Here is a 21,879-nt window from a genome sequence, read left to right as displayed (position 1 = left end):
TAGCTGACCATTGAGGTGAAAAAATGGGTAAATATGTTCCGTTAAAATTTTTATTTAATGAAGAATTAGCAGAAAAAATGGCTGATTCTATTTGTAAACACGATCCTACTTTCTCTAAAAGAATCTTTGTAGATTCTGTAACATGTAAAGTTGAAAATTTAGAGTTAAAGCAGCGTATAGAAGTAATAGCAGATGAATTACACAATGTATTACAAAGAGATTTTAATGAAGCAATACATATTTTACTGAAAACATTAGGACCAGAAAACATAACAGAAGTAGGTACTTTTACAAACGGATATATGTACATGCCTATTGCAAAATACGTTGAAAAATATGGACTTAACGATTTTGAATCCTCATGTAACGCCATGTATGAAATAACAAAAAGGAATACTGCTGAATATGCCATTCGGCCTTTTCTTGAAGCATACCATGAAGACTCACTACACATATTACAACAATGGATTCATGACGAAAACAGCCACATTAGAAGATTAGTTTCCGAAGGTACAAGGCCCAGACTTCCTTGGGCTAAAAAAATAGGAGCTCTGAAAGGTGACTTTAAGAACAATTTACAGCTTCTTGAACCATTAATGAATGATCCGTCTAAATATGTCCAAAAGTCAGTAGCCAATCATATTAATGATATTACGAAAGAAGATAAAGAACTCGTTTTTCAATGGTTACAACAATTACGCGATAAACAGCACCCTGTTAACCCTTGGATTATAAAACATGGGTTACGAACGGTGATTAAAAGTGGTACTTTACCAAAGGATTTTTCTTTTTGAGTATTTTAAATAAAACCGCTTATGCTTCAAGAATGAAGTATAAGCGGTTTTCTCTTGCAAACATTACCCTTTCCTTAAAATATTTTGAAACATTTCCGGCTTATTTTGTTCAAAGCTTTCTATTAGTTCTTTTCCAAATATCGTTATACTCTTCTCCCAAGGGTGGCCTAAATAGCCCCACTTAAAGTCCTTCTGAATAAAGAAGTAATAATCTCCATTCGGAAATACGGGTATAATCCACTCATGAAATTCATTTCTTTCAAACTCTAAATGTGGATTCACCGAATAACACTCATGTTGCCAATCCAGTGCCATAATATATTCATTTGATTCTGTAATTTCTTGAAAAGCTTGTAACGCTTTATCTTCCAGATCGCTATATATATTTAGATCTATCGATTCTCCAAAGCAATGAGAAATATTATATGTAACAAAAGGACTTGGCACCTTAAATGATGGGAATATAGAATCACTTGGTGAAAACTTTAGCTTACTATCTATCCTGTCCCAAATTTGGGCGTACTCTTCGTCTGTATACTCCATCCAGTTGCCCACTAAACAACTACCTTCCCCCATAATTTCAAAGGATTTTCACTCGATTATCCCGAATATATAAATAACCATTCTCACAAGGAGCGAATTTATATGAATCTATTTGAACACGAAACGTAAAACCATTCCCCTTTACCTTTAATAAGAGGTCCTCCCCTTTTCTTTTCTCATCATATCATGTACTTACAAAATAGGAGGATACAATTATGAAACGTGATCTATTATTTTCATCACTATTAGAAAGTGCTAATACAAATTTTAGCGGTTGGGATTTCTCTTTCATTTCAGAAACGGGTCGAATGAAGAGCGAGCCGTTATCTTGGTCGTACGGCAGCACTGCTTTTCAGCTTATACAGTGTGCACAGTCAATGCTCGATATGGGTACTGGCGGCGGAGAGTTTTTATCAATGTTGCAACCGTTCCCGTCAACTATTTATGCTACTGAGGGCTATGCTCCAAACGTGCCAATCGCTCGAAAGAAATTAGAACCTTTAGGGGTTACAGTTATAGAGGTAACGGATGATACTGCTTTACCGTTTCAAGATGGTCAGTTTGATTTAATCATAAATCAACATGAATCATATGCTGCTTCTGAGGTAAACAGAATCCTTTCTCCGAATGGAATTTTCCTTACACAACAAGTTGGTGGTCTCGATTGTGCGAAACTAAATGAACAGTTTAACACGCCGCTAAATAGCGAATTTGCAAGTTGGTCGCTCGAAGCAGCATGCATTGAGTTAAAGCAAAATGGATTTACTACTTTAGAAGAAAAAGAAGAGTTCCCTTTTCAACGCTTTTACGACATTGGCGCTATCGTCTATTATTTAAAAGCGATTCCGTGGCAAATTCCTGATTTTACTGTTGAAAGGTATTATGAGGAATTATATCGTATACATGAAATCATCTTACAAAAAGGTTATTTTGATGTGAAGCAACATCGTTTTATGATTAAGGCGATTCGCAGTTAATCATGGAGCATATGAAAAAGAGATGGATCTACCATCTCTTTTATTATTTTCACTCAATATTTTCTAAATTTAAATACTTAGTTTCACAGTAATAGCCTTTGCCGCCAACATAAACTTTTTCTACTTTATTGTTGCTATCGGTTGCTAATTTAACTAATATTTCGGAAGGCGATTGTAAAGAATAACCTTGTTCAAATACATAGACTTCTTTTTGTAAGTTGTGCTGTTCATAAAGATAGCAAGCTAATGCACCGTTTGAAGTTCCAGTCGCTGCTTCTTCATTGATGTCATATAGTGGAGCAAAGTTTCTGCATATTATTCGATTATCATTAATAGTATATAGATGCATCCCGACAACATTATAATACTTGCTGATTTCTTTAATTTTTTCAAAATTAGGTTGCATTGTATGTAATTGTGCTTCGCTTTTTATAGGAATTAAAATATCTTTTAAGCCCGTGGAGACAATTTGAATTGGGTATGTATTGTCTATAGCTTTAATGTCAAAGCAGTCGATAAACTCATTTGGAGATATAACATCATAAAATATTGGTTCATTTTGTTCCATGAATATGATGTCATCTTTTATGGTAATAGTAAGAACACCGCTGTTCGTTTCAATTGTATAGCGATTCCTGAAAAGTTTATTTACATGCATCAGTATCGCGAAAGAGCCAATTGTCGCATGACCACATAAATCAACTTCTTCTTTTGGTGTAAAATACTCAAATTTATAATCGGCAATTTCAGATTCTGATATAAATACGGTTTCCGCATAGCCCAGTTCTTTGGCTATTGCCATTTTTTGAGTAGTGGTCAATGTATTCTCCATAAATACCACTCCTGCTTTATTTCCACCTTTATTATCCTTGCTAAATGCACTTGCAACATAAACAGATATTTTCATAAGACACCTTCCTTCCTCACTTATATTAAATTGTAGCATAGAACGTACTACGTATATATATTGTTGGATAAATTCGCCATACAGCAAGAAACAAACTATTTTTTAGCATCTGAACTCTCCAAAAATAGTTTGTCTACAGCCTGAGAGTTGGATCTACCATCTCTTTTTCCCCGTTTATTTAGCAAAAGTTTGTGGTGCCTTCTAGATTGTTAAGTAAGTTCACGCCTTGCAATCGCATCAGCTAATGCGATAAATTGCTCGTGCGTTATCTTTCCTGTTACCTTCGCTTTAATAATTTTTTCCATTTCTTTTGTAATAATCATACCCTCTATTGCTAGACTTGCTTTAGCTTCTTCGATAGCTTCATTTAGTTCTTCCTCACTTTTGAATGCCATAATGTAAGTTCCCCCTTCAAATCGCTTTATTTACTCTTTTAATACAAGAAAAGTAATATCATCCCACTTCTTCTCTAGTTGTAAAATAGTCTTTTCAATGCTGGTTCCTGTTAACAGATCATATCCTTCAATCTCAGCTACCAATTGTTTCGTTTTACTCTTTGGATTCATATCTTTGTATAAGATATACACCTTATTACCATGTACTTGTATATCTGAAATCCCTTTATCCTCTCTATTGATTTTTGTATTTTTGTCACTTTGTAATGAATATGTGCGTATGATGTTCAAATTCTCATCTAACTCTTTCATTTTCTCATCATTATTTAAAACATACACCTTATTATCAATTATCTGCACTAGAACAGGTATGAATTGCTTTTCGTCTAATATCGTTTCTTTTTCTACTACTCTAGTCTTCGTATTTACCATAATTAATTTAGGTGGTAACTTTTGATTCACATTATCACTTAATACGAGTAATAATTTATCTTTATACTTTTGAAAAATTACTTTTTGAGCAGTTGGTGCAAAATATACATTTTCATTAGGAATTTCAAATTCGTTTATCTTTTTATTTGTCGCCAAATCTATTTCTGAAATGTATACTTTATCTAACGTTTGTGAAAATGCGTACATGTTATTCTGAATAATATGCGCCCCTTGAATCGTTCCTTTTAGTTCTACACTTTCTTGCTTTTTATCACTATCTTTCCAATATACAAGTTCACTTGTATATCCCTTCTTTTCGTCCACCAATCCAATATTTACATCATAATATACATACCCTTGCTCTGCATGTATGAAATATGCCCCTGCGTTTACATCTTGTAATTCTTTAGGTCTATTTATCTCTTGTATCTTGCCTGTCTTATCAACAGCATAATGATTGTTATTTCTATTTGATGAGAAATAGTACCCCTTTTCATCTTTTGCGTTACTCATCATACTTTGTCCATCTATCTCTATTTTACTAATCTCATTTCCTTTCTTATCATATCCATATATGTAACCACCGTCTTTCATTGCATTTGAATAGGAAACAAGATAATCTGCTTTTTGAATGTCTTTCAGTTCTTTATCATTTTTTGAACAAGCTACAAAAAGGAACATCGTACATATGACAATTATGCCTAATGAAATATATTTCTGAAACATATCATCACCTCGCATATATAATGAGAGCAATCAACATAATAATGCTGATTGCTCTATTAAAATATTATCTACTAATTTATAAGAGGGATTGTTTTCATACTTTTCTATTGAGAAACAAGTTGCTTTTCATACCGTTTGTTCGCATCATCTTCCGACAAACATTCAATTGTGTATTCAATAATATTCCGGTTATCATATGTGAATATATGATCCAACTTATTTTCTTCTTTTAATATTATCGGTAAGTATTTTTGTAAATTGCTAACTACACCTCTATTTTCACAATTTAATATCCAGTCAATTTCTTTCCATTGTAATAATCCTTCCGCCGTACTTAATGGCGTGCCCATATGCACTCCATCTGGTAAATCAGCAAGGAACACATACATTCCCTCACCATCCCAAGACTCGTCTTTATCTTTAAAAATAACATTCCCCTTATACGTTACACTTGGAAGCTCTATTCCCGTTTCCTCAAGTGTTTCTCTAATAATCCCTTCGTATGGCGTCTCATTCTCTTCCATTTTTCCACCAACACCATTCCACATTCCCATATTCGGCTTTTTATTCCTATTCAATAAGAGTATTTCATTTCCTTTTCTAATGAAGCAAATTGTGTACTTATACATACGTTGCTTTTCCCCTCATCTACATATTTAAATTGCATTTTGATTAGAACTTACTGAATTAAGTTTTTTATTATATAAACAATTGGTTTTTAATGAGGTATTTTGCTCATTTTTATTAAAAAACATTCTCCTTATACTTATATTTCACATATTATATTGTACAACTTTCGTTTCAGAAAGGAGTGTTCAAAATCGATAACATAAGTAGCGAGTTTTTAAAACAATATTACGATAGTCGAGTCTGGTTATATGATACACATTGGCTTGGTGTCCCCATTCTCAAACTTCCCACTGATCTTTTTTTGTATCAAGAAATTGTTTACGAATTAAAACCCGATTTAATTATTGAATGTGGTACTTGTTATGGTGGTAGTGCATTGTATTTAGCTTCTATATTAGATTTAATTGGAAAAGGTCATGTACTTACTATTGATATATTCCCTCAACCAAATCGTCCATCCCATGACCGAATTACGTATGTAACAGCTTCTTCTGTTTCTGTACAGGCCGTTCAAACTATATTAAATATGCGCAAACCTGATGATGTGATTTTAGTTATTTTAGATTCAGATCATTGTAAAGAGCATGTCGCAAAAGAACTTTTACTTTATAAATCTATCGTTACTACTGGTAGTTATATTATTGTAGAGGATACATCTATTAATGGAAATCCTGTTTCTCCCGATTGGGGCCCTGGACCGATGGAAGCTGTTGAAGAGTTTTTAACTAAAAATAACAATTTCATAATCGATGAATCTAAGCATAAGTTCTTCATATCATTTAATCCAAAAGGTTTTTTAAAGAAGATAAAGTGAAACTTTAATAAGTGGGGTTATACAAAACCCCACTTATTCTATAATCTTCATTTTTGAAAACGGATAATATACAAATTCCACTTTGCCTATTATGTTATCTTCTTCAATATAACCTAAGCCATTTCGACTATCTCTACTAAGTTCACGATTATCTCCCATTACAAATAATTTATTTGGCGGGATTTTTGTCTTTTGAAAGTTATAAAACACTTGCGTATTATTGAATAAATCTTTATTTGTATACGGTTCTTCTTGCTTTTTATCATTCACATATACTGATCCATTCGTTATGTTAATTACGTCACCAGGAAGTCCTATTACTCGTTTTACATAATATTTCGACTCATCCTCTTCTTTTATAATGACGATTTCTCCGTGCTCTAAATTAGAAAAATGTACTGCTGCTTTATTTACAAATACGTAGTCTTCTTCATATAAAGTCGGTTGCATCGATTTCCCTTCCACTTTACATAAAGTAAAAGAATGATAGGCTACTACCAAAACAAACACGAAGAGTATGTATTTCCCCCAGCCTCTTTTAATCTCCTGCTTCATATCCATTCCCACCTTATTTAAACGCTTTTTAACTCAAAAAATAGATCACTGCACAATAAGCCTCCATGCAGTGATACTATTTTTACTGGGCCTTGTTCGGTTGTTCTACTGGGACTGGATTTCCACCCGCTCTTTTTGCTTTCAATTCAAAATACGCATCCAAAATCTCTTTACCAATCGCGGAATTAATTCCTGATTTGTCATCATTCACCCAAGGTACAACAACTGAAAAAGCAACTTCCGGATCAGCATCATATGGTGCATAACCGGCAAGAGTTAAATTATAACATTTTTTCCGGTTATAGTTTTCATCTCTTCCAATATCACTTTCTCCACCATATACAGTTTCAGCTGTTCCTGTTTTTCCAGCCGGTTTATACGGTAATCCTTTAAACGTTGCAGTACCTGTCCCATCAGTTTCTTGAAAAACTCTTCTAAATCCTTCTTTTACATGATTAATGTATGAAGTGTCCATATCCACTCGATTTAAAATAACTGGTTCAATAGAGCGTATAACTTTTCCAACATCCTCTGGTCTATGTGGTTGTTCTCTCACTTCTTGTACAATTTGTGGTTTCATTCGGTAACCGCCATTTGCAATTGTTGACATATATTGAGCAAGCTGTAGCGGCGTATATGTATCATACTGTCCAATCGCATAATCAAGTAAAAAACCAGGTATGTCATCCGTTCTACCCATTTGACCAATCGATTCATTCGGCAAGTCAATACCTGTTGGTACACCTAAGCCAAACTGTCTAAAGTAGTAACGCATTTTATTAAATGTCTCTTTTTTAATGTCTAACGGATTGTTTGGTACATAATTTATACCTGCCATTTTTAATGCTGTATTAAACATATAAACGTTTGATGAAACTTGTAAAGCTCTTAAATCATCAATATCTCCAAAGTCTTTCCACGATTTCTTTGGCTTAGTACTCCCTTTAAAATACATTGGTGCATCGAAGAAATGCGTATACGGCTTAATCGTTTCAGTTTGATATCCGGCTAATAACGTAGCCCCTTTCACAGTTGATCCTAACTCATAAGAACTTGTCATCGTTCCTAAAGCGAAGTCTTCTATTTGCATGCCGCCATCTTTATTTACAATTTTCTTGCCACCCATTGATAAAATTTGCCCGTTTTTCGGGTTCATCATTACAACGAATGCACGATCCATCATTGGCTCTGCCGAATGAAATGCTCGTAAATTCTTTTCAAGACTTTCCTCTACTTTTTTCTGTAACTCCATATCCACTGTTAACATTAAATTATTTCCGCTTTTTCCTTCAGTCACTTTTTCCGTCCGAATAATATTCCCTGCTTTATCCGTAATATTTTTAGACTGTTCTTTCGTTCCATGCAATGCATCTTCGTACTGTTTCTCGATATAACTCTTACCAATGCGATCATTTCGGTTATAATCACGTACTAAATAATAATCTAACTGCTCTCTTGGCAAGCCCTCATTTTCAGTAGAAACGCTACCAAGTATGGAACGAAGTATTTTATCATTTGGGTATTCACGTTCCCAATCCACTGTCGTATCCACTCCTGGCAAAATTGCCAATCTTTCACTTACGATTGCATATTCATTTTGACTTACATCTTTTTTAACAATTTGCGGCGTCATTTTATATCCCGCATTCATCCTACTTTTAATTGCTAGTACTTCTAGATCCTCTTTTGAAAGTTCACTTAATTCTTCTGGCGTAATTCTTTCACGGCGCAACTCTTCAACTTTTTTATCTAATTCTTTCCCCTCTATCTCTTGCTTCCTAAATGCACTCTCATCCTCTTTCGTTACTTTTTCTGCTGATCGTTTTTCATTTAACTGCATCCAAAAATCTTTTTTATCTGTTTCCGTCAGCTTATTTATATCTTCTGGCGACATTTCAATAAGTTTGGCTAAATTTCTTGCTACTTGTAAAACTTCTTTCGAATCTACTCCTTTCATTTTCGTATATGTAACGGTTCGTAGCGGTTTGTTATTTACAATCACTTGACCTTGCCGATCAAACATTTTCCCTCTAGGAACAGGAGTGCTTACCGTTACATCTTCCTTTTTGTTCACTTCATTTCTATACGTTTCTCCATCAATGATTTGTACTTTACCTAATTGAATTATAATAGCTGAAAATAAAAGAAAGACGATAAAAAATAGTACATTTAATCGAAAAGGAATATGAGTCTTTTTCTTTTTCGATTGTTTCTTCTGCTCCTTTTTCTGTCTCATTTCGCTCCCTCGCTTCATTCTATTAACATTTCTACATAGAACCATTATGTATCAAATTTATTTATATGATATATATAGAATTTTATATTAATTACTAAAGAAATAAAAGATTTAATTTTCAGTTTTTTAATTTTATAACCTATTTATTACCATTCCCCTTCATACGTCATAACATGAATTTTATTCAAACAAAAAACTGAGGTGTTCTCTATACACCTCAGTTTTCCATAAAAATAATAACTTATTTAACCAACGATACACCGTCAACAAATTCACCAATCTTATTTTGAAAAACAAAATCAAAGTTATATTCTTGCCCGGTTAACTCTTCATTTACTAAGATCGTTGTTGCTCCTATTTCCCTCTTTGCGATTTGCGGGAATGAAGCGACAGGTTGTACTTTTAATGACGTTCCCATAACGATAAGCACCTCTGTTTCATATAAACGTGTTATCGCATTTTGATATTGCGGCAGTGTATCTCCGTATAAAACAACGTCTGGATTTAAAATGAAATTACACTTCTGACAGCGAGGCACTTCATGATCAATCATATACTGCAAATCATATCCCGCTTTACACTTCGGACAATGTGCTGTTTGAAGTGTTCCATGTAAATCAATGACATGCTTACTACCGCCTAATTGATGTAAACCATCAATATTTTGCGTTAAAATCGTAATATCTTTCCCTTGTTCTTCTAATTCAGCTAAAAAGCGATGCCCACGATTTGGTTTATATTGATGAAACGTATTAATTTGAAAAATTTCTTTATAATGCTTCCAAAATTCTTTCGGACTTCTATTATAATATCCCCTTGATAAATACATCTCCACATTCGCATCAGCATACAATCCATTTGCTGAACGGAAATCTGGGATACCACTTTCCGTACTTGCTCCTGCACCTGTTAATACTGTAATTTTCTTCGCTTTTTCTAGAATTGAACGTACTTCTTCAAATTGTTGCACAAAAATCACCTCTATGTATTTTCCTATACTTATTATACCAGTTGTTTACAGGAGGTGTTGTACAATTCATTTTACTTACTTCATTGCATGAATTCCCCCCCAACTCTTTTGAGTGTAATTAAAGTTTCAAAGATAACTACTATTCAATTAAAATAAATTTATTTAATTTTAATTCTGCAAACTGGCATAAAACCTTTCAAAAATCAAAACCAACTTTAAGAATATAACGATTTTAAAATTCGTTTAGAAATTAACCAGAAGGCTGCTCTTCTTCATAGATAGACTTAGATATTTATAGACTACTCGGAGCCTCTTAAGTTATACTTGTATAATATAAAAATTAACAAGGGGTAATATTAACATTATGAAAGAAAAAAACGAACTTGTTCAAAGTATTCCTCAAACAGGATTTTTTGGGCATCCAAAAGGATTATTCTCTTTATTCTTCACTGAGTTTTGGGAAAGATTTTCTCATTACGGAATGAGAGCTATTTTACTGTATTATATGTACTATTCGGTCGCAAAAGGTGGATTAGGAATTGAACAATCTACCGCAACCTCGATAATGGCAATTTACGGTTCCTTACTGTTCATGTCTAGTATTATTGGCGGATGGATATCGGATCGTTTATTTGGTCCAAGTAAAACCGTATTCTATGGTGGCATTTTAATTATGATTGGCCATATTATTTTAGCTTTACCGGGTAGTAAAAGTGCGTTATTTATCTCTATGGTCTTCTTAGTTCTAGGAACAGGGCTGTTAAAGCCTAACATATCGAACATCGTAGGAAGTTTATACAGTGAAACAGATGCGCGTCGTGACTCCGGGTTCAGTATATTCTACATGGGTATTAACTTAGGTGCTTTACTTGCACCTTTAGTTGTCGGAACATTAGGTCAGCAATATAATTTCCACCTTGGTTTTGGAGTTGCGGCAATTGGTATGGCAATTGGGTTAGGGGTATTTGTTGGAACAAAACAGAAAAACCTTGGTCTAGTCGGTACGCAAGTACCTAATCCATTATCAGATTCGGAAAGAAAAAAGACTATTCAGTATTTCAGTGTTGGTCTGATTGTATTAACATTGCTAGGTGTGGTTACAATTCCAACTGGGTTGTTAACTATAAATCGTTTTACATTCCTGATTAGCATCTTAGGGATTGTTATTCCAGCCTATTATTTCATTTATATGTATCGTAGTCCTAAAACAACAAAAGTAGAACAATCTCGTCTTCTTGCGTATATACCACTCTTTATTGCAGCTACAATATTTTGGTCTATACAAGAACAAGGTGCTATTATCTTAGCGACATACGCGGATCAACGAACTCAATTACAGTTCAATGGAATTACATTGCATTCCGCTTGGTTCCAATCATTAAGTCCAATCTTTATCGTAACGCTTGCCCCGATTTTTGCATGGGTTTGGATAAAGTTAGGAAAGAAGCAGCCTTCAACGGCAAAAAAATTCGCCATTGGATTGCTATTTGCAGGTTTATCATTCTTAGTTATGATTATTCCGGCTTTAATCAACGGTACTCACTCTTTAGTGAATCCTATGTGGTTAGTCCTTAGCTTCTTTTTAATTGTAATTGGAGAAGTTTGTTTATCTCCTTCAGGGTTATCAATAACGACGAAGCTGGCTCCAGCTGCTTTCTCTTCGCAAACAATGAGCTTATGGTTCTTATCAACTGCGTCTGCGCAAGCAATAAATGCCCAAGTTGTTAAACTGTATAATCCTGCAACAGAAGCAATTTACTTTGGGATTATTGGTGCTATCTCCATTTTAGTTAGCATCCTGCTGTTTGCATTATCATCAAAAATCCAAAATTTCATGAAGGGACTTCAATAACAGTCTCTTATTGAAATGAACAAATATAAGTTTCTATGTAAAGAGTAGCCAAACGGGTTACTCTTTTTTGTAAAAGTTAGATAAATATTGCATTCTTACCGTACTTATATTTAAATTTACCAGCTTGTACAATTAACAATTCCGTTTATGTTAGACTGCTCCTGTTACAACAACCTCCCCTTTTTGCATCTTCATACAAATACAAAAAGAGGGCCACATCAGCCCTCTTTAATCTACTGTTATTTAATGCGTCGTACCCCCAATTTCAACAATATCCACCTCAACTGTCGTCGTTACCGCAACTGCCAATTCTATCCCTTTGCTAATAGTAGAAAGAGACATACTCGCTTGCCCTGGATAATTACTCGCTTGTTCTGGTAAAAACGGAATATGAATAAATCCGCCTTTTATTTTCTTATCACGCTTCTCTAGTTCATGCATGAGACCATAGAATAAATGATTACAAACGAATGTACCTGCTGTTTGTGAAACGGAAGCTGGTATCCCTTCTTCTTGTAGCTTTTTTACAATTGCTTTCATCGGAAGTGTAGACCAATAGGCAGCTGGCCCTTCTTCTACAACAGGTACATCTACGGGCTGATTCCCTTCATTGTCAGCAATTCTTGCATCATCAACGTTAATTGCGACACGCTCTATCGTAATATCTGGTCTGCCCCCAGCTTGTCCGATACATATAATCATTTCTGGGTTTAGTTCTTCTATATACTCTTTTAAAACTTGAATTGATTTATGAAATACAGTTGGTACTTGTTTACTAATAATCTTGTATTCTCCGATTGTTTTTTCGTGCAAACTTTTTGCTACTTCCCAAGCTGGGTTGATGCTTTCTCCGCCGAATGGATCAAATCCTGTTAGTAATACTGTTTTCATAGTTTTTCCTCCCAATTAGAAACGATATACAAGGCCGTACATAATAAACATATTTATGATAAAGATTGAAAGAGCAATTGGTACTTGCGCTTTAATAACTGCATTTTTATCTTTTAGCTCTAAAAGCATTGCCGGAACGATATTAAAGTTTGCTGCCATTGGAGTAAGTAGCGTTCCGCAATATCCAGCAAACATACCGAGTGCTGCCATAATTGCCGGATTTCCTCCATGCATTTGTACAATTAAAGGTAAACCAATTCCGCCAGTAATTACGGCAAACGCTGCGAATGCATTTCCCATTACGACTGTAAAGAGCATCATCCCTAAACAATACGCCATAACAGCTACAAACGGATACTCTGTCGGTAACACTTGTCCGACTAAATCAGAAACGACTTGTCCAACGCCAGATTTCGCGAAAATACCGCCAAGTGCCGCTAACATCTGTGGTAATATAACAGCCCAGCCGACAGCTTGTAATAGTCTACTTCCTTCTTGAACAGGCGTTGTTATTTTCGATTTTGTAATACGCATCGCTGCAACGAATGCAAGTAGTGCCCCAAGTGCTAATGCAACTAATGTTACTTTATCTGGATCAACAAGGGAAACATTTCCCCATTTGATTTTGCCTAACGTTAACGTACCGATAATTGTAAAAATAGGAATTAATAGTGCAGGCATAAAAATTTTATTTTTTAATTTCTCAGCATGTTTTACACGTTCTTGTACTGGTACTTCTTTCTCCTCTGACTTAGTTACTTTGTTTAATGAAGCTAACACGACCATAGCAAGTACGATACAGCCAACATAAAACGAAGGAATTACATTTCCGAATAAAAAGGTAACTGCAAATAACGCCCAAAATAAGCTAGAACCCCATCGGTTTGGATGTTCACGATCAAATGCAATACGAACAGCGATAAAGGCCACGATTATACCTAATACATAATAAATTGTATCCATTGTGATGATGTTCATTTTATATTGCCTCCTTCTCTTCTTTTTCTTTTGATGTCATCGTTTTCTCTATATATTTATCAAATCTTCTAAATCTGATCCAGCTCACAATAAGCGCTGATATTGCAGTTGGAATGCCCCAAAGCGCCATATCCCACACACCGACATGCATACCTACTGAATCGAAGAATCCTTTCATTAATAAAATCGCACCTGTCGCGATAAATATATCCTCTCCGAAAAACCAAGCTGTATTTTCCGCAGCTGCTGCGTTTGCTTTAATTTTTTCTCTTAACTTTTCAGGTAACTTACCATATTTACCTTGCGCAGCCCCTTCTGCCATCGGTGCAACAAGCGGTCTTACTGTTTGTGCATGACCACCAATATTCAATCCAAGTGCTGCTGATGATTCTCTTATCGTAAAATATGACATTAATACTCTTCCAGTTGTTGCTCCTTTTGATTTCGTTATAAGTGCTTCTGCTCTTTCTTTTAAACCGTAACGCTCTAAAATTCCGATTACCGGTAAAGTTAGTATAATTGGCATAGACATATATCTATTTTCTATGAAAAATTTACCGAACATGCTGATCACATCATAAAAGCTTAATCCTGAAACCATACCAGTAACAATACCTGCGACCATAACTACTAATAGTGTATTTAATCTAAATAAAAAGCCCACTGCAACAAGTAATATCCCGATTAATTTAATCATTCCAGCACTTCCCCCTATTCTTTATCCCGCTTTAACGGGCAGTAAAACTCCCACCTCAAAATTCGACTAAGTCAAAAAAATTTAGATGGGAAGTCAATTGCCCGTAAATGCCCGATTGGTTAAACTAATAATCAGCGTGGGATGAACCTCCCCACTGATTAAAGTTTCACTTTATTTCGGTGCACAAATTGAAACACCATTAAGTTCGAATGTTCTGTATATTTCCCTCGCAAATTGAACCGCTTTCTCTCCATCGCCGTGTAAACAAATCGTTTGTGCTTGAACTGTCACTTTCTCTCCATTCACCGCTCTTACAAAGCCTTCTTTCACCATTTGAAGCACTTGCTTTATCGCTTCGTCTTCATTTTTTATGAGCGCATTTTCTTCTGTCCGGCTCGTTAATGTCCCATCTTGCTTATACGTACGATCAGCAAAAGCTTCTTGTATGAGGGTTATATTGTATTTTTCCGCAGCCTGTATAAACGCCTCACTATTTGCTAATCCGTAAAGTAATAGATTGGGATTACTATGATAAATCGCCTTTGCGATTGCATCTGCAATTTCCGGATTAGTCGCCGCCATATTATATAGAGCACCGTGTGGTTTTACATGATGCATTTTCCCGCCTGCTACTTTCACAAAAGCGTCTAATGCACCGATTTGATACAATACATAGTCGTATACTTCATTTGGTGAAACGTTCATATTTCTTCTTCCGAATCCAATTAAATCAGGAAAACCAGGATGCGCACCAATTGCTACGTTGTGCTGGAGTGCCTTTTCGACCGTTTTCCTCATTACAGTCGGATCACCCGCATGAAAACCACAAGCAACGTTTATAGAGGAAACGAACGGAAGAATTTCATCATCATTCCCCATTTTATAAGCTCCAAAACTCTCTCCTAAATCACAGTTTAAATCGATTGTCGTCACGATATTTCCCTCCTAATGTCAGCCTCGTAAAGCGATGAATTTCTTTAATAGATTCATATTTATTTCTTGTTCTATGTACAATTGTTCCGCTTCTTCCAGCGTAATTTTCTCAAAAGAAACGTAGTCCCCCGGTTTTAATTGAGCAAGAAGTGGTAAATCTACTGAAATAATATTTCCCATTCTCGGATAGCCACCTGTCGTTTGTCTATCTGCCATTAATATAATCGGCTGTCCACCATTTGGAACTTGAATGGTCCCAAATGTAACGGGACTCGATAAAATCTCGTTTTCTTCCACTCTATTTAAAACTTCTCCCTCAACTCTATAGCCCATACGGTCAGCGTAATTAGATACTTTATACTCTCTCGTAAAAAATGCCTGTTTACTTTCTTCTGTAAATTGATCATATTCAAAATCAGTTATGACGCGAAGCTTAGGATATTTCTTATACTTTGGCAGTACACTGCTGCTAATTGCCCATTTCGTTTTAACTTGCTCACTCTTTTGTAAGTCTTGAATGAAGCGACTTGCTAATTCTGCGTGCGTACCAATTTGAAAATAATCCCCTTTTTTCAGCATTCTTCCTTCAATCCCACCAATCGCAGCACGTATGTAAGTACTTTTGCTTCCCATTGTAAGATCAATATGTATGCCACCTGCAAAAGTCACATACGCTCTACAACCACTTTTCACTTTTCCAAGGCAAAGCATGCTACCTTCTTCCGCTAAAATGGGACGCCACAATGGAATACGCTCCCCATTCAATAACGGTTCCATATCCGCTCCGCCAATCGCAAGTAAAGTCGTTTTCTTTATTAACAATTTAGGCCCCATGATCGTCATTTCGAGTCCTGCTTCATTCTCTTCATTACCGACCAATATATTGATCATCCGAAGTGCACTTTGATCCATGGCCCCGCCAACTGGTACACCATATTGTTGATAATGAGATCGCCCTAAATCTTGGACTGTTGTAAACATTCCTGCATGTAAAACCTCTACATCCATTCTTTAGCCCCCTCAAGTGATACGTACTCTTCCTTCGTGATTGGGATAAATCGTAAATACATACCGCTTTGAATATAGGTTGGTGTTTCTTCTTCTGGATTAAATAATGAAATTGGAGTTCGGCCAATAATATTCCATCCACCCGGCGTTTCAAGCGGATATATACCTGTTTGATTTCCGCCAATACCTACCGAACCAGGAGATATTTGTAACCGTGGCGTTTCTTTTCTAGGTGTTTCTAGTTCTTTTGATAGCCCCCCTAAGTACGGGAATCCTGGTGTAAAACCTAACATATACACAAAATATGTTGTTTCACTATGTATACGAATGACATCTTCTACCTGTAATCCTCTATAATGCGCGACCTCTTCTAAATCAGGTCCATATTCTCCCCCGTAGCAAACAGGTATGGAAATATGTTTCACATCTTGATTCACTTCTTCTTTATATGAATCACATAGCTCTTTTATATATTGACAAACGTTATGATACGGCCCTTCACTTCTCCCATTTCGCTTCCACACTTCGTATACATTGTAGTAGACAGCTAAAGAAGTAAAAGATGGTACACACTCCACCATTCCTGTAAACGGATGCTGCCTTAACGCTTGAAACAATCGCTGCACTTTTTCGTATGTCTCCATCCCCATTTCTTCACCAAATGTAACAAGAATTGCTTGATCCCCTAACGTAGAAAATTTCATCCCACTCCCTCTTTCTATGCCAAAAAGCCGAGTTCTTTCGAAATGCGATGTGCTGTTTCTTTCACCTTCGCAACAAAATATGAAATGTTACTTTCGCTATACTCAATTGCTAATCCCGAAATACTAATCCCTGCTACAACCGCTCCATCACTTGCAAAAATGGGAGCTGCTATAGCGGCTGTATGATTTTCTAACTCAGAATAGCTAATTGTGTGTCCTTCCTGTTTCGCCATTTGTAACACTTCTAGCAATTGCTCCTTATCCACAATTGTTCCATCCGCAAACTGTTTTAAATCCGTTTCCTCTATGTATTTCCTTTTCTCTTCCTCAGAGAAATACGATAGTAAAATTCTCGGACATGCACCCGCATAAAGTGGAGCTCTTCTACCAACCGCTGTATACACGCGTACAGGCTGAGCCCCTTCCATCTTTTCCACATAAATCGCATCATTACCATCTTGAATAATTAAATTAACTGCCTGCCCTAAATTATCTCTAAGCTCTTTCATATAGGGAATCGCAATATTTCTTACGGATAATCTTTGTGAAACAAGTTGTCCGAAGCGTAAAAAAACGACCCCGAGACAATATTTCCCCTTCTCGTTTTTTTGTAAAAACTCCATTTCTTCTAACGAGCCAATTAAACGATAAACAGATGTTTTCGGCATACTCGTAAGCTGGACCATCTCTGTTAAACTTAGCTCTTCATGCTCATAAAACAACTCTAAAATATCCATTGTCTTAACTGCCGTTTTATTTATACTCATTCTATCTCCTTCTTGTTCCGAATTTCGGAACTTTAATTCCGTATTTCGAAACAAATGTATAATTTAAAATTATAAAATATTCTTTCAATTCTATCAATATTTTTTTCAAGCTCATGATCCGATATATTTGTCAGTAACTTAAAAAACGTAAATAAAAAGTACGGGAGTTTAGATTTGAAATGAAATTTGGCCAACTTTCATTCACAACACTAATATAAAAGAAAATATAAAGAGCATGTATTGATTAATACATGCTCTTCTCCTAGTTATTCAAAATATTCTTTTTTAGCATGAATGATTGTTCCTTCGTACAACTAACAAGTCTATTAGTGACATATTACTTATTTTTCAAAATCGTTCTTTTAGCTTTTTTAATAATTCTACTAGTTGATTTTATGTCAGTATCCTTTGCCCATTCTTCACACAGGTTCATTACCCAATCTGGTTTCGTTTTACTTGCATCATTTAACCAGTTTCCAACCGAATCTTGTACATATTTTGATGGATCTGATTTAAGTAAATTAAGAATGGGAAGTGCTTTTTCAGGTTCTTGTTTTAATACTTCAATATGTTTACTCCATACACCTCGAGGACGAATAGATTCTACAGAGAACCTACGAATATTCTCATCCTCACTTTTTGCCCATTCTACTAACAATTCCACACTTTCTTCTATATTTTGTGAAAGATCTTCTCTAATAGACATCCAAGCAATTTCTCGAACACCAAAATGATGATCCGCCGCAAAAGGTCGAATGTACGTTAATGTATCTTTTAATGTGTTATTTGATTTTTTATTCATAAATGCTGCCCAACATCGTACACTATCTGAAATATGATCAGATAATTTTAACAGTATGTCTTCCTTGTTTCCTTCATACTCTTTGAGTATAATTTCATCCAATAAAGTTCCTGTTATTCGAATGGCTTTCATTCCTGTTTCAACGTTCTGTTTTTCTAATTCAGCTTCTATACATTCCAAGCTATTCTTGAGCCCTATTGAAGGTAAGACATTTTTAAGTAGTTCAATATGATTTATAGCTAGCCATTCTGTTAGATTTACACTTTCTACTTTCCCTTGCTGTAGTAATTGTAAGACCTCTTTAGGAATTTCGTTTACTTTCCTGGCTCCTTTCCTGTTTAAGATAACTTCTGCTTCTTTCATTATCATTTAAATTCCCTCCTTGCAATACTATCTTCAAATAAACAGAGGCCATTTTGAAAAATAATAATCAAAATGACCTCTGTCTTTCTTAAATGAACATTCAGTTTTACAAAAAATGTGATTTAAATCCACCGGAAGAATATTTCTCCCATACTTATTTTATAACGCTCTTACTTGTTTCAACGGCCAGAAAACAGCTTGTCCTTTTCCGACAATCTCATCTTCTGAAATAAATCCAAACATACGACCGTCTTTCGAAACTTCACGATTATCTCCTAAAACAAACACTTGGCCTTCTGGCACTTTCGTTTTTCCTGTAATTTGTTCTAACGTAAAGTCTGGAGTTAATACACGGCCTGCTGCTTTTTCTTTAAACTCTTTTAAATACGGTTCTTCCATCGCTTTTCCATTTACATATAACACATCGTTTTTATACTCAACTGTATCGCCTGGTACACCAATTACTCGTTTTACTAAATCGTATCCTTCTTTACCGTGGAACACGATAATATCAAAGCGATCTAATCCACTTATACTATAACCGATCTTATTCACAAGAACTCGTTCGTTATTTTCTAAAGTTGGCATCATCGATTCACCTTGTACTAATGAAGGTGTAAATAAAACACCGCGAATAATAGCGATTAATACTAGTGTAAATCCTATCGTTTTAGCCCATGAGAATAATTCTTTCTTCGTATTTTCCTTCATCGTTTCTCCTCTTTCTTACGTGTTTATTGTATGATTTGAACTAATTCTTGCACTAAATTAGGATCAATTTCAGAAAAACATGATTTCCCTTCTCTTACCGCTGTACCGACATGCGCTTGCGTAATTCCAGTTTCATCTAGCAATCGCTTTATATTTTCTTTCGTCACGCCAGCTCCAGCAACAAGTTGAATTTGACCTTCGCTTACCTTTTGCATTTCTGCAAGCACCGGAATATTCTCTACTATATTTCCTTGTCCACCTGAAGTTAACACGTGAGTCACTTTATGAAACTTCTTTAAAATTCTCATCGCTTCTACTGGATTTTCTATGTCATCTATCGCACGGTGGTACGTTACATTTATTCCATCTACAACAGATAGTAAATCCGCTAATTTCTCTTCATCCACTTCATTTTGTTCGTTTAATACGCCTAATACAACACCATTTGCACCTAACTTCTGCGCGATGATGATATCTTCCTTCATCATTTCAATTTCTTCTTCCGTATATGTAAAAGACTTCGCATGCGGACGAATCATCACGTGAATCGGTATATGTACTGCTTCTACCGCTTTTTTAATAAATGCAAAACTCGGCGTTAAACCGCCTTCTGTATAAGATGAAATTAATTCAATTCGCTTCCCGCCAGCTCGTTCAATTCGTTTCACATCTTCTAAACATGTTGCAATAACCTCTAGCATGAGATGACCTCTTTTCGTGCTTTTTTCTTATTATAACATTAGTAAAAATAAGAAACCTAGCTTTCTCCTATAAAACTGTAAAAAGAAGAATGAAAAGAAAGATTTTTTCACTACTAACATCTATTGATAATTTTATATTCTACCAAAAAAGAGTGACCCCTAGCACTTCTGACTAAGTATCACTCCTTCTTATTTTACAAAAATACAAGGTTTCCCCTATATACTTTAATTATTTGTCTTAGTTACTCCATTATAATAGTGGCTAAATGCTTCTACTAATGCATCAACTGACGCATACAATTCTTCTGGTGTATTATCTACCCCTCCCATTTCAATAAGTAATGCATTGGGAGAAAGATCTTGATTATATACTCCGTTCCCGCTTTTACGATCTTTAATAAAAATCCCTCGGCTTAAACCGTAATACTTCTCGTCTAAATATGAATTTATTGCCGTTACTATTTTTTTATTTTTTTCAAAGTTAGGATTTTCTCGTCCTAAAATAAAATAAAGTCGAGCATAATTCTTTCCGTTAATATTTTTTGTTGTAATATTCTTTCGTGCATCATCTCTATGAAGGTCCATTGGAAACATAATATTTTTATCCTGTGCCAATTTATCTTGTAATATTTGACGGGACCCTTTATAAGATTGGGCCCAATTTAAATTTTTATTTCGCAAAAAATCCCTCATATTTGTCGTATCATGTGAAACACCTATTCCTTTTTCTTCTAACTTTTGTTTTAAATAGTTTCCAACAAACGTAATATTCACTTCATTATTTGTACTGGAAGCATCATCAGGTATCGAAGCTCCTGGGATAAGAGGAATAAACGCTTCCCAACTATGTGTATGATAAATAAAGACTTTATTTTCACCGTTATTTTGTGTATTCGAATTTTCACCAGTAGAATTGTTTTCTTTCCCACTCTTTGGGTGTTCAATAGCAGTACCTTTATCTTTAATGTTCTCTAAAGGAACACTGGATTCTTCCGGAATGTTCGTATAATCAGTTCCTTCCCCAGCAATTAATATTTCCGAATAAAATTGATTCATATTAGGAAGTTCCCTGGTTAATAAACTTCGAAGATCATTTACATTAATGTTTGTAGAAAGTGACAGTAAAAAAGATTCCAAAGACGCTCGTCCTTTTTCTTTATGAAATTCTTCTGCAAAATAACGATTTTCACTTCCTATCATATACATAAGACCTTTAGTAGAATTCGTTCCTAATAACTGATTCATATAAAATGATTTAAATACGCTTGAATTACTAGAAATGAAGAATGAAGTGAGGATACATATAATAGTGAATAAAATACATATCATTACATATCTTACATTTAATACTTTCAGTTTAATTTTATTCATTTTATATCTCCCTTCATTTACTATATTCTTACGCATAATTTTTAAGTAATATGATTACTAATTTAATAGAATTGCCTCAACTACTATGTTTTCATTTAAGCTCTTTCCGTAAAGCAAATGAA

At 35.0% G+C, this 21,879-nt stretch carries 23 protein-coding genes; 4 read left to right on the top strand and 19 right to left on the bottom strand.

All coding sequences use genetic code 11. The features are described from left to right. Positions 1-23: 23 nt before the first annotated feature. Positions 24-794, top strand: a complete 771-nt coding sequence (locus tag MR113_RS04970; protein ID WP_242251750.1) for a DNA alkylation repair protein — start codon at positions 24-26, stop codon at positions 792-794. A gap of 63 nt (positions 795-857) precedes the next feature. Here the strand turns inward: MR113_RS04970 and MR113_RS04965 are convergent, their stop codons facing one another. Next, positions 858-1,349 carry a DUF2716 domain-containing protein gene (locus tag MR113_RS04965; protein ID WP_242251747.1) on the bottom strand — a complete coding sequence of 164 codons (492 nt, stop codon included), beginning with the start codon at positions 1,347-1,349 and terminating at the stop codon, positions 858-860. 203 nt (positions 1,350-1,552) lie between these two features. Between MR113_RS04965 and MR113_RS04960 the strand changes: the two genes are divergently transcribed. Then, entirely contained in the window at positions 1,553-2,314 is a 762-nt protein-coding gene (locus MR113_RS04960) for a class I SAM-dependent methyltransferase (protein WP_242251744.1), read from the top strand. 49 nt (positions 2,315-2,363) lie between these two features. Here the strand turns inward: MR113_RS04960 and MR113_RS04955 are convergent, their stop codons facing one another. The 4 genes from MR113_RS04955 to MR113_RS04940 all read right to left on the bottom strand — a co-directional run bounded on the left by MR113_RS04955 (position 2,364) and on the right by MR113_RS04940 (position 5,403). Further along, positions 2,364-3,221: a PhzF family phenazine biosynthesis protein gene (locus MR113_RS04955; RefSeq protein WP_242251742.1), complete on the bottom strand. Its 858-nt coding sequence runs from the start codon at positions 3,219-3,221 to the stop codon at positions 2,364-2,366. Positions 3,222-3,430: 209 nt separating this feature from the next. Continuing rightward, positions 3,431-3,616 (bottom strand): antitoxin VbhA family protein, encoded by a 186-nt coding sequence (locus MR113_RS04950; RefSeq protein WP_088063870.1) that lies wholly within the window; start codon positions 3,614-3,616, stop codon positions 3,431-3,433. Between the two features lie 30 nt (positions 3,617-3,646). Continuing rightward, positions 3,647-4,774: a hypothetical protein gene (locus MR113_RS04945; protein WP_242251740.1), complete on the bottom strand. Its 1,128-nt coding sequence runs from the start codon at positions 4,772-4,774 to the stop codon at positions 3,647-3,649. 104 nt (positions 4,775-4,878) lie between these two features. Continuing rightward, positions 4,879-5,403: an NUDIX hydrolase gene (locus MR113_RS04940; RefSeq protein ID WP_242251738.1), complete on the bottom strand. Its 525-nt coding sequence runs from the start codon at positions 5,401-5,403 to the stop codon at positions 4,879-4,881. Between the two features lie 182 nt (positions 5,404-5,585). Here MR113_RS04940 and MR113_RS04935 point away from each other — a divergent pair, with 182 nt between their 5' ends. Continuing rightward, on the top strand, positions 5,586-6,218 hold the full coding sequence (locus MR113_RS04935; RefSeq protein ID WP_242251736.1) for a cephalosporin hydroxylase family protein: 633 nt from the start codon (positions 5,586-5,588) through the stop codon (positions 6,216-6,218). Positions 6,219-6,251: 33 nt separating this feature from the next. Here the strand turns inward: MR113_RS04935 and lepB (MR113_RS04930) are convergent, their stop codons facing one another. The 3 genes from lepB (MR113_RS04930) to MR113_RS04920 form a co-directional block, all read right to left on the bottom strand. After that, positions 6,252-6,773, bottom strand: a complete 522-nt coding sequence (gene lepB / locus MR113_RS04930) for a signal peptidase I (RefSeq protein ID WP_000806886.1) — start codon at positions 6,771-6,773, stop codon at positions 6,252-6,254. An 82-nt stretch (positions 6,774-6,855) separates the two neighbouring features. Further along, the gene (locus tag MR113_RS04925; protein ID WP_242251734.1) at positions 6,856-9,009 is read right to left on the bottom strand and encodes a peptidoglycan D,D-transpeptidase FtsI family protein; all 2,154 of its coding nucleotides are present in this window, start codon (positions 9,007-9,009) and stop codon (positions 6,856-6,858) included. A 241-nt stretch (positions 9,010-9,250) separates the two neighbouring features. Further along, complete coding sequence (locus MR113_RS04920; RefSeq protein ID WP_242251732.1) at positions 9,251-9,979, bottom strand: NAD-dependent protein deacylase; 729 nt, start codon at positions 9,977-9,979, stop codon at positions 9,251-9,253. A 364-nt stretch (positions 9,980-10,343) separates the two neighbouring features. Here MR113_RS04920 and MR113_RS04915 point away from each other — a divergent pair, with 364 nt between their 5' ends. Beyond that, the gene (locus MR113_RS04915) at positions 10,344-11,831 is read left to right on the top strand and encodes a peptide MFS transporter (protein WP_242251722.1); all 1,488 of its coding nucleotides are present in this window, start codon (positions 10,344-10,346) and stop codon (positions 11,829-11,831) included. Between the two features lie 243 nt (positions 11,832-12,074). Here MR113_RS04915 and pcp read toward each other — a convergent pair whose 3' ends face one another. The 11 genes from pcp to MR113_RS04860 all read right to left on the bottom strand — a co-directional run bounded on the left by pcp (position 12,075) and on the right by MR113_RS04860 (position 21,757). Next, positions 12,075-12,722, bottom strand: a complete 648-nt coding sequence (gene pcp, locus MR113_RS04910; protein WP_242251721.1) for a pyroglutamyl-peptidase I — start codon at positions 12,720-12,722, stop codon at positions 12,075-12,077. A 15-nt stretch (positions 12,723-12,737) separates the two neighbouring features. After that, on the bottom strand, positions 12,738-13,700 hold the full coding sequence (locus tag MR113_RS04905) for a DUF979 domain-containing protein (protein WP_098096428.1): 963 nt from the start codon (positions 13,698-13,700) through the stop codon (positions 12,738-12,740). Position 13,701: 1 nt separating this feature from the next. Beyond that, positions 13,702-14,397, bottom strand: coding sequence for a DUF969 domain-containing protein (locus tag MR113_RS04900; protein ID WP_061676954.1), 696 nt, complete (start codon positions 14,395-14,397; stop codon positions 13,702-13,704). Positions 14,398-14,568: 171 nt separating this feature from the next. After that, positions 14,569-15,330 (bottom strand): 5-oxoprolinase subunit PxpA, encoded by a 762-nt coding sequence (gene pxpA, locus MR113_RS04895; protein ID WP_242251719.1) that lies wholly within the window; start codon positions 15,328-15,330, stop codon positions 14,569-14,571. A gap of 18 nt (positions 15,331-15,348) precedes the next feature. Next, on the bottom strand, positions 15,349-16,338 hold the full coding sequence (locus MR113_RS04890) for a 5-oxoprolinase subunit C family protein (protein WP_242251717.1): 990 nt from the start codon (positions 16,336-16,338) through the stop codon (positions 15,349-15,351). Continuing rightward, complete coding sequence (gene pxpB, locus MR113_RS04885; protein ID WP_242251715.1) at positions 16,329-17,042, bottom strand: 5-oxoprolinase subunit PxpB; 714 nt, start codon at positions 17,040-17,042, stop codon at positions 16,329-16,331. Before pxpB ends, MR113_RS04890 begins: the two co-directional genes overlap by 10 nt. 14 nt (positions 17,043-17,056) lie before the next feature. Next, on the bottom strand, positions 17,057-17,809 hold the full coding sequence (locus MR113_RS04880; protein WP_242251703.1) for an IclR family transcriptional regulator: 753 nt from the start codon (positions 17,807-17,809) through the stop codon (positions 17,057-17,059). Positions 17,810-18,146: 337 nt separating this feature from the next. After that, a complete protein-coding gene (locus MR113_RS04875; protein WP_242251701.1) occupies positions 18,147-18,980 on the bottom strand; it encodes a DNA alkylation repair protein in 834 nt (277 codons plus the stop codon). 153 nt (positions 18,981-19,133) lie between these two features. Continuing rightward, entirely contained in the window at positions 19,134-19,685 is a 552-nt protein-coding gene (gene lepB / locus MR113_RS04870) for a signal peptidase I (protein WP_000662492.1), read from the bottom strand. A 23-nt stretch (positions 19,686-19,708) separates the two neighbouring features. Next, the gene (locus MR113_RS04865; RefSeq protein ID WP_242251699.1) at positions 19,709-20,386 is read right to left on the bottom strand and encodes a copper homeostasis protein CutC; all 678 of its coding nucleotides are present in this window, start codon (positions 20,384-20,386) and stop codon (positions 19,709-19,711) included. 225 nt (positions 20,387-20,611) lie between these two features. Beyond that, complete coding sequence (locus tag MR113_RS04860; protein WP_242251697.1) at positions 20,612-21,757, bottom strand: stage II sporulation protein P; 1,146 nt, start codon at positions 21,755-21,757, stop codon at positions 20,612-20,614. Positions 21,758-21,879 lie beyond the last annotated feature (122 nt).

Source organism: Bacillus cereus group sp. BfR-BA-01379, assembly GCF_022663605.1.
GTDB classification, from domain to species: domain Bacteria; phylum Bacillota; class Bacilli; order Bacillales; family Bacillaceae_G; genus Bacillus_A; species Bacillus_A mobilis.
Note: the sequence above shows the minus strand (reverse complement) of the source record. Positions and strands in the feature narration are given on the sequence as shown.

What these genes read in the sequence shown, in the direction of transcription:
- MR113_RS04970 (WP_242251750.1), top strand. Translation starts at nt 24, where the DNA reads ATGGGTAAATATGTTCCGTTAAAATTTTTATTTAATGAAGAATTAGCA.
- MR113_RS04960 (WP_242251744.1), top strand. Translation starts at nt 1,553, where the DNA reads ATGAAACGTGATCTATTATTTTCATCACTATTAGAAAGTGCTAATACA.
- MR113_RS04955 (WP_242251742.1), bottom strand. Translation starts at nt 3,221, where the DNA reads ATGAAAATATCTGTTTATGTTGCAAGTGCATTTAGCAAGGATAATAAA.
- MR113_RS04950 (WP_088063870.1), bottom strand. Translation starts at nt 3,616, where the DNA reads ATGGCATTCAAAAGTGAGGAAGAACTAAATGAAGCTATCGAAGAAGCT.
- MR113_RS04945 (WP_242251740.1), bottom strand. Translation starts at nt 4,774, where the DNA reads ATGTTTCAGAAATATATTTCATTAGGCATAATTGTCATATGTACGATG.
- MR113_RS04940 (WP_242251738.1), bottom strand. Translation starts at nt 5,403, where the DNA reads ATGTATAAGTACACAATTTGCTTCATTAGAAAAGGAAATGAAATACTC.
- lepB (WP_000806886.1), bottom strand. Translation starts at nt 6,773, where the DNA reads ATGAAGCAGGAGATTAAAAGAGGCTGGGGGAAATACATACTCTTCGTG.
- MR113_RS04925 (WP_242251734.1), bottom strand. Translation starts at nt 9,009, where the DNA reads ATGAGACAGAAAAAGGAGCAGAAGAAACAATCGAAAAAGAAAAAGACT.
- MR113_RS04915 (WP_242251722.1), top strand. Translation starts at nt 10,344, where the DNA reads ATGAAAGAAAAAAACGAACTTGTTCAAAGTATTCCTCAAACAGGATTT.
- pcp (WP_242251721.1), bottom strand. Translation starts at nt 12,722, where the DNA reads ATGAAAACAGTATTACTAACAGGATTTGATCCATTCGGCGGAGAAAGC.
- MR113_RS04905 (WP_098096428.1), bottom strand. Translation starts at nt 13,700, where the DNA reads ATGAACATCATCACAATGGATACAATTTATTATGTATTAGGTATAATC.
- MR113_RS04900 (WP_061676954.1), bottom strand. Translation starts at nt 14,397, where the DNA reads ATGATTAAATTAATCGGGATATTACTTGTTGCAGTGGGCTTTTTATTT.
- MR113_RS04890 (WP_242251717.1), bottom strand. Translation starts at nt 16,338, where the DNA reads ATGGATGTAGAGGTTTTACATGCAGGAATGTTTACAACAGTCCAAGAT.
- pxpB (WP_242251715.1), bottom strand. Translation starts at nt 17,042, where the DNA reads ATGAAATTTTCTACGTTAGGGGATCAAGCAATTCTTGTTACATTTGGT.
- MR113_RS04880 (WP_242251703.1), bottom strand. Translation starts at nt 17,809, where the DNA reads ATGAGTATAAATAAAACGGCAGTTAAGACAATGGATATTTTAGAGTTG.
- MR113_RS04875 (WP_242251701.1), bottom strand. Translation starts at nt 18,980, where the DNA reads ATGATAATGAAAGAAGCAGAAGTTATCTTAAACAGGAAAGGAGCCAGG.
- lepB (WP_000662492.1), bottom strand. Translation starts at nt 19,685, where the DNA reads ATGAAGGAAAATACGAAGAAAGAATTATTCTCATGGGCTAAAACGATA.
- MR113_RS04865 (WP_242251699.1), bottom strand. Translation starts at nt 20,386, where the DNA reads ATGCTAGAGGTTATTGCAACATGTTTAGAAGATGTGAAACGAATTGAA.
- MR113_RS04860 (WP_242251697.1), bottom strand. Translation starts at nt 21,757, where the DNA reads ATGAATAAAATTAAACTGAAAGTATTAAATGTAAGATATGTAATGATA.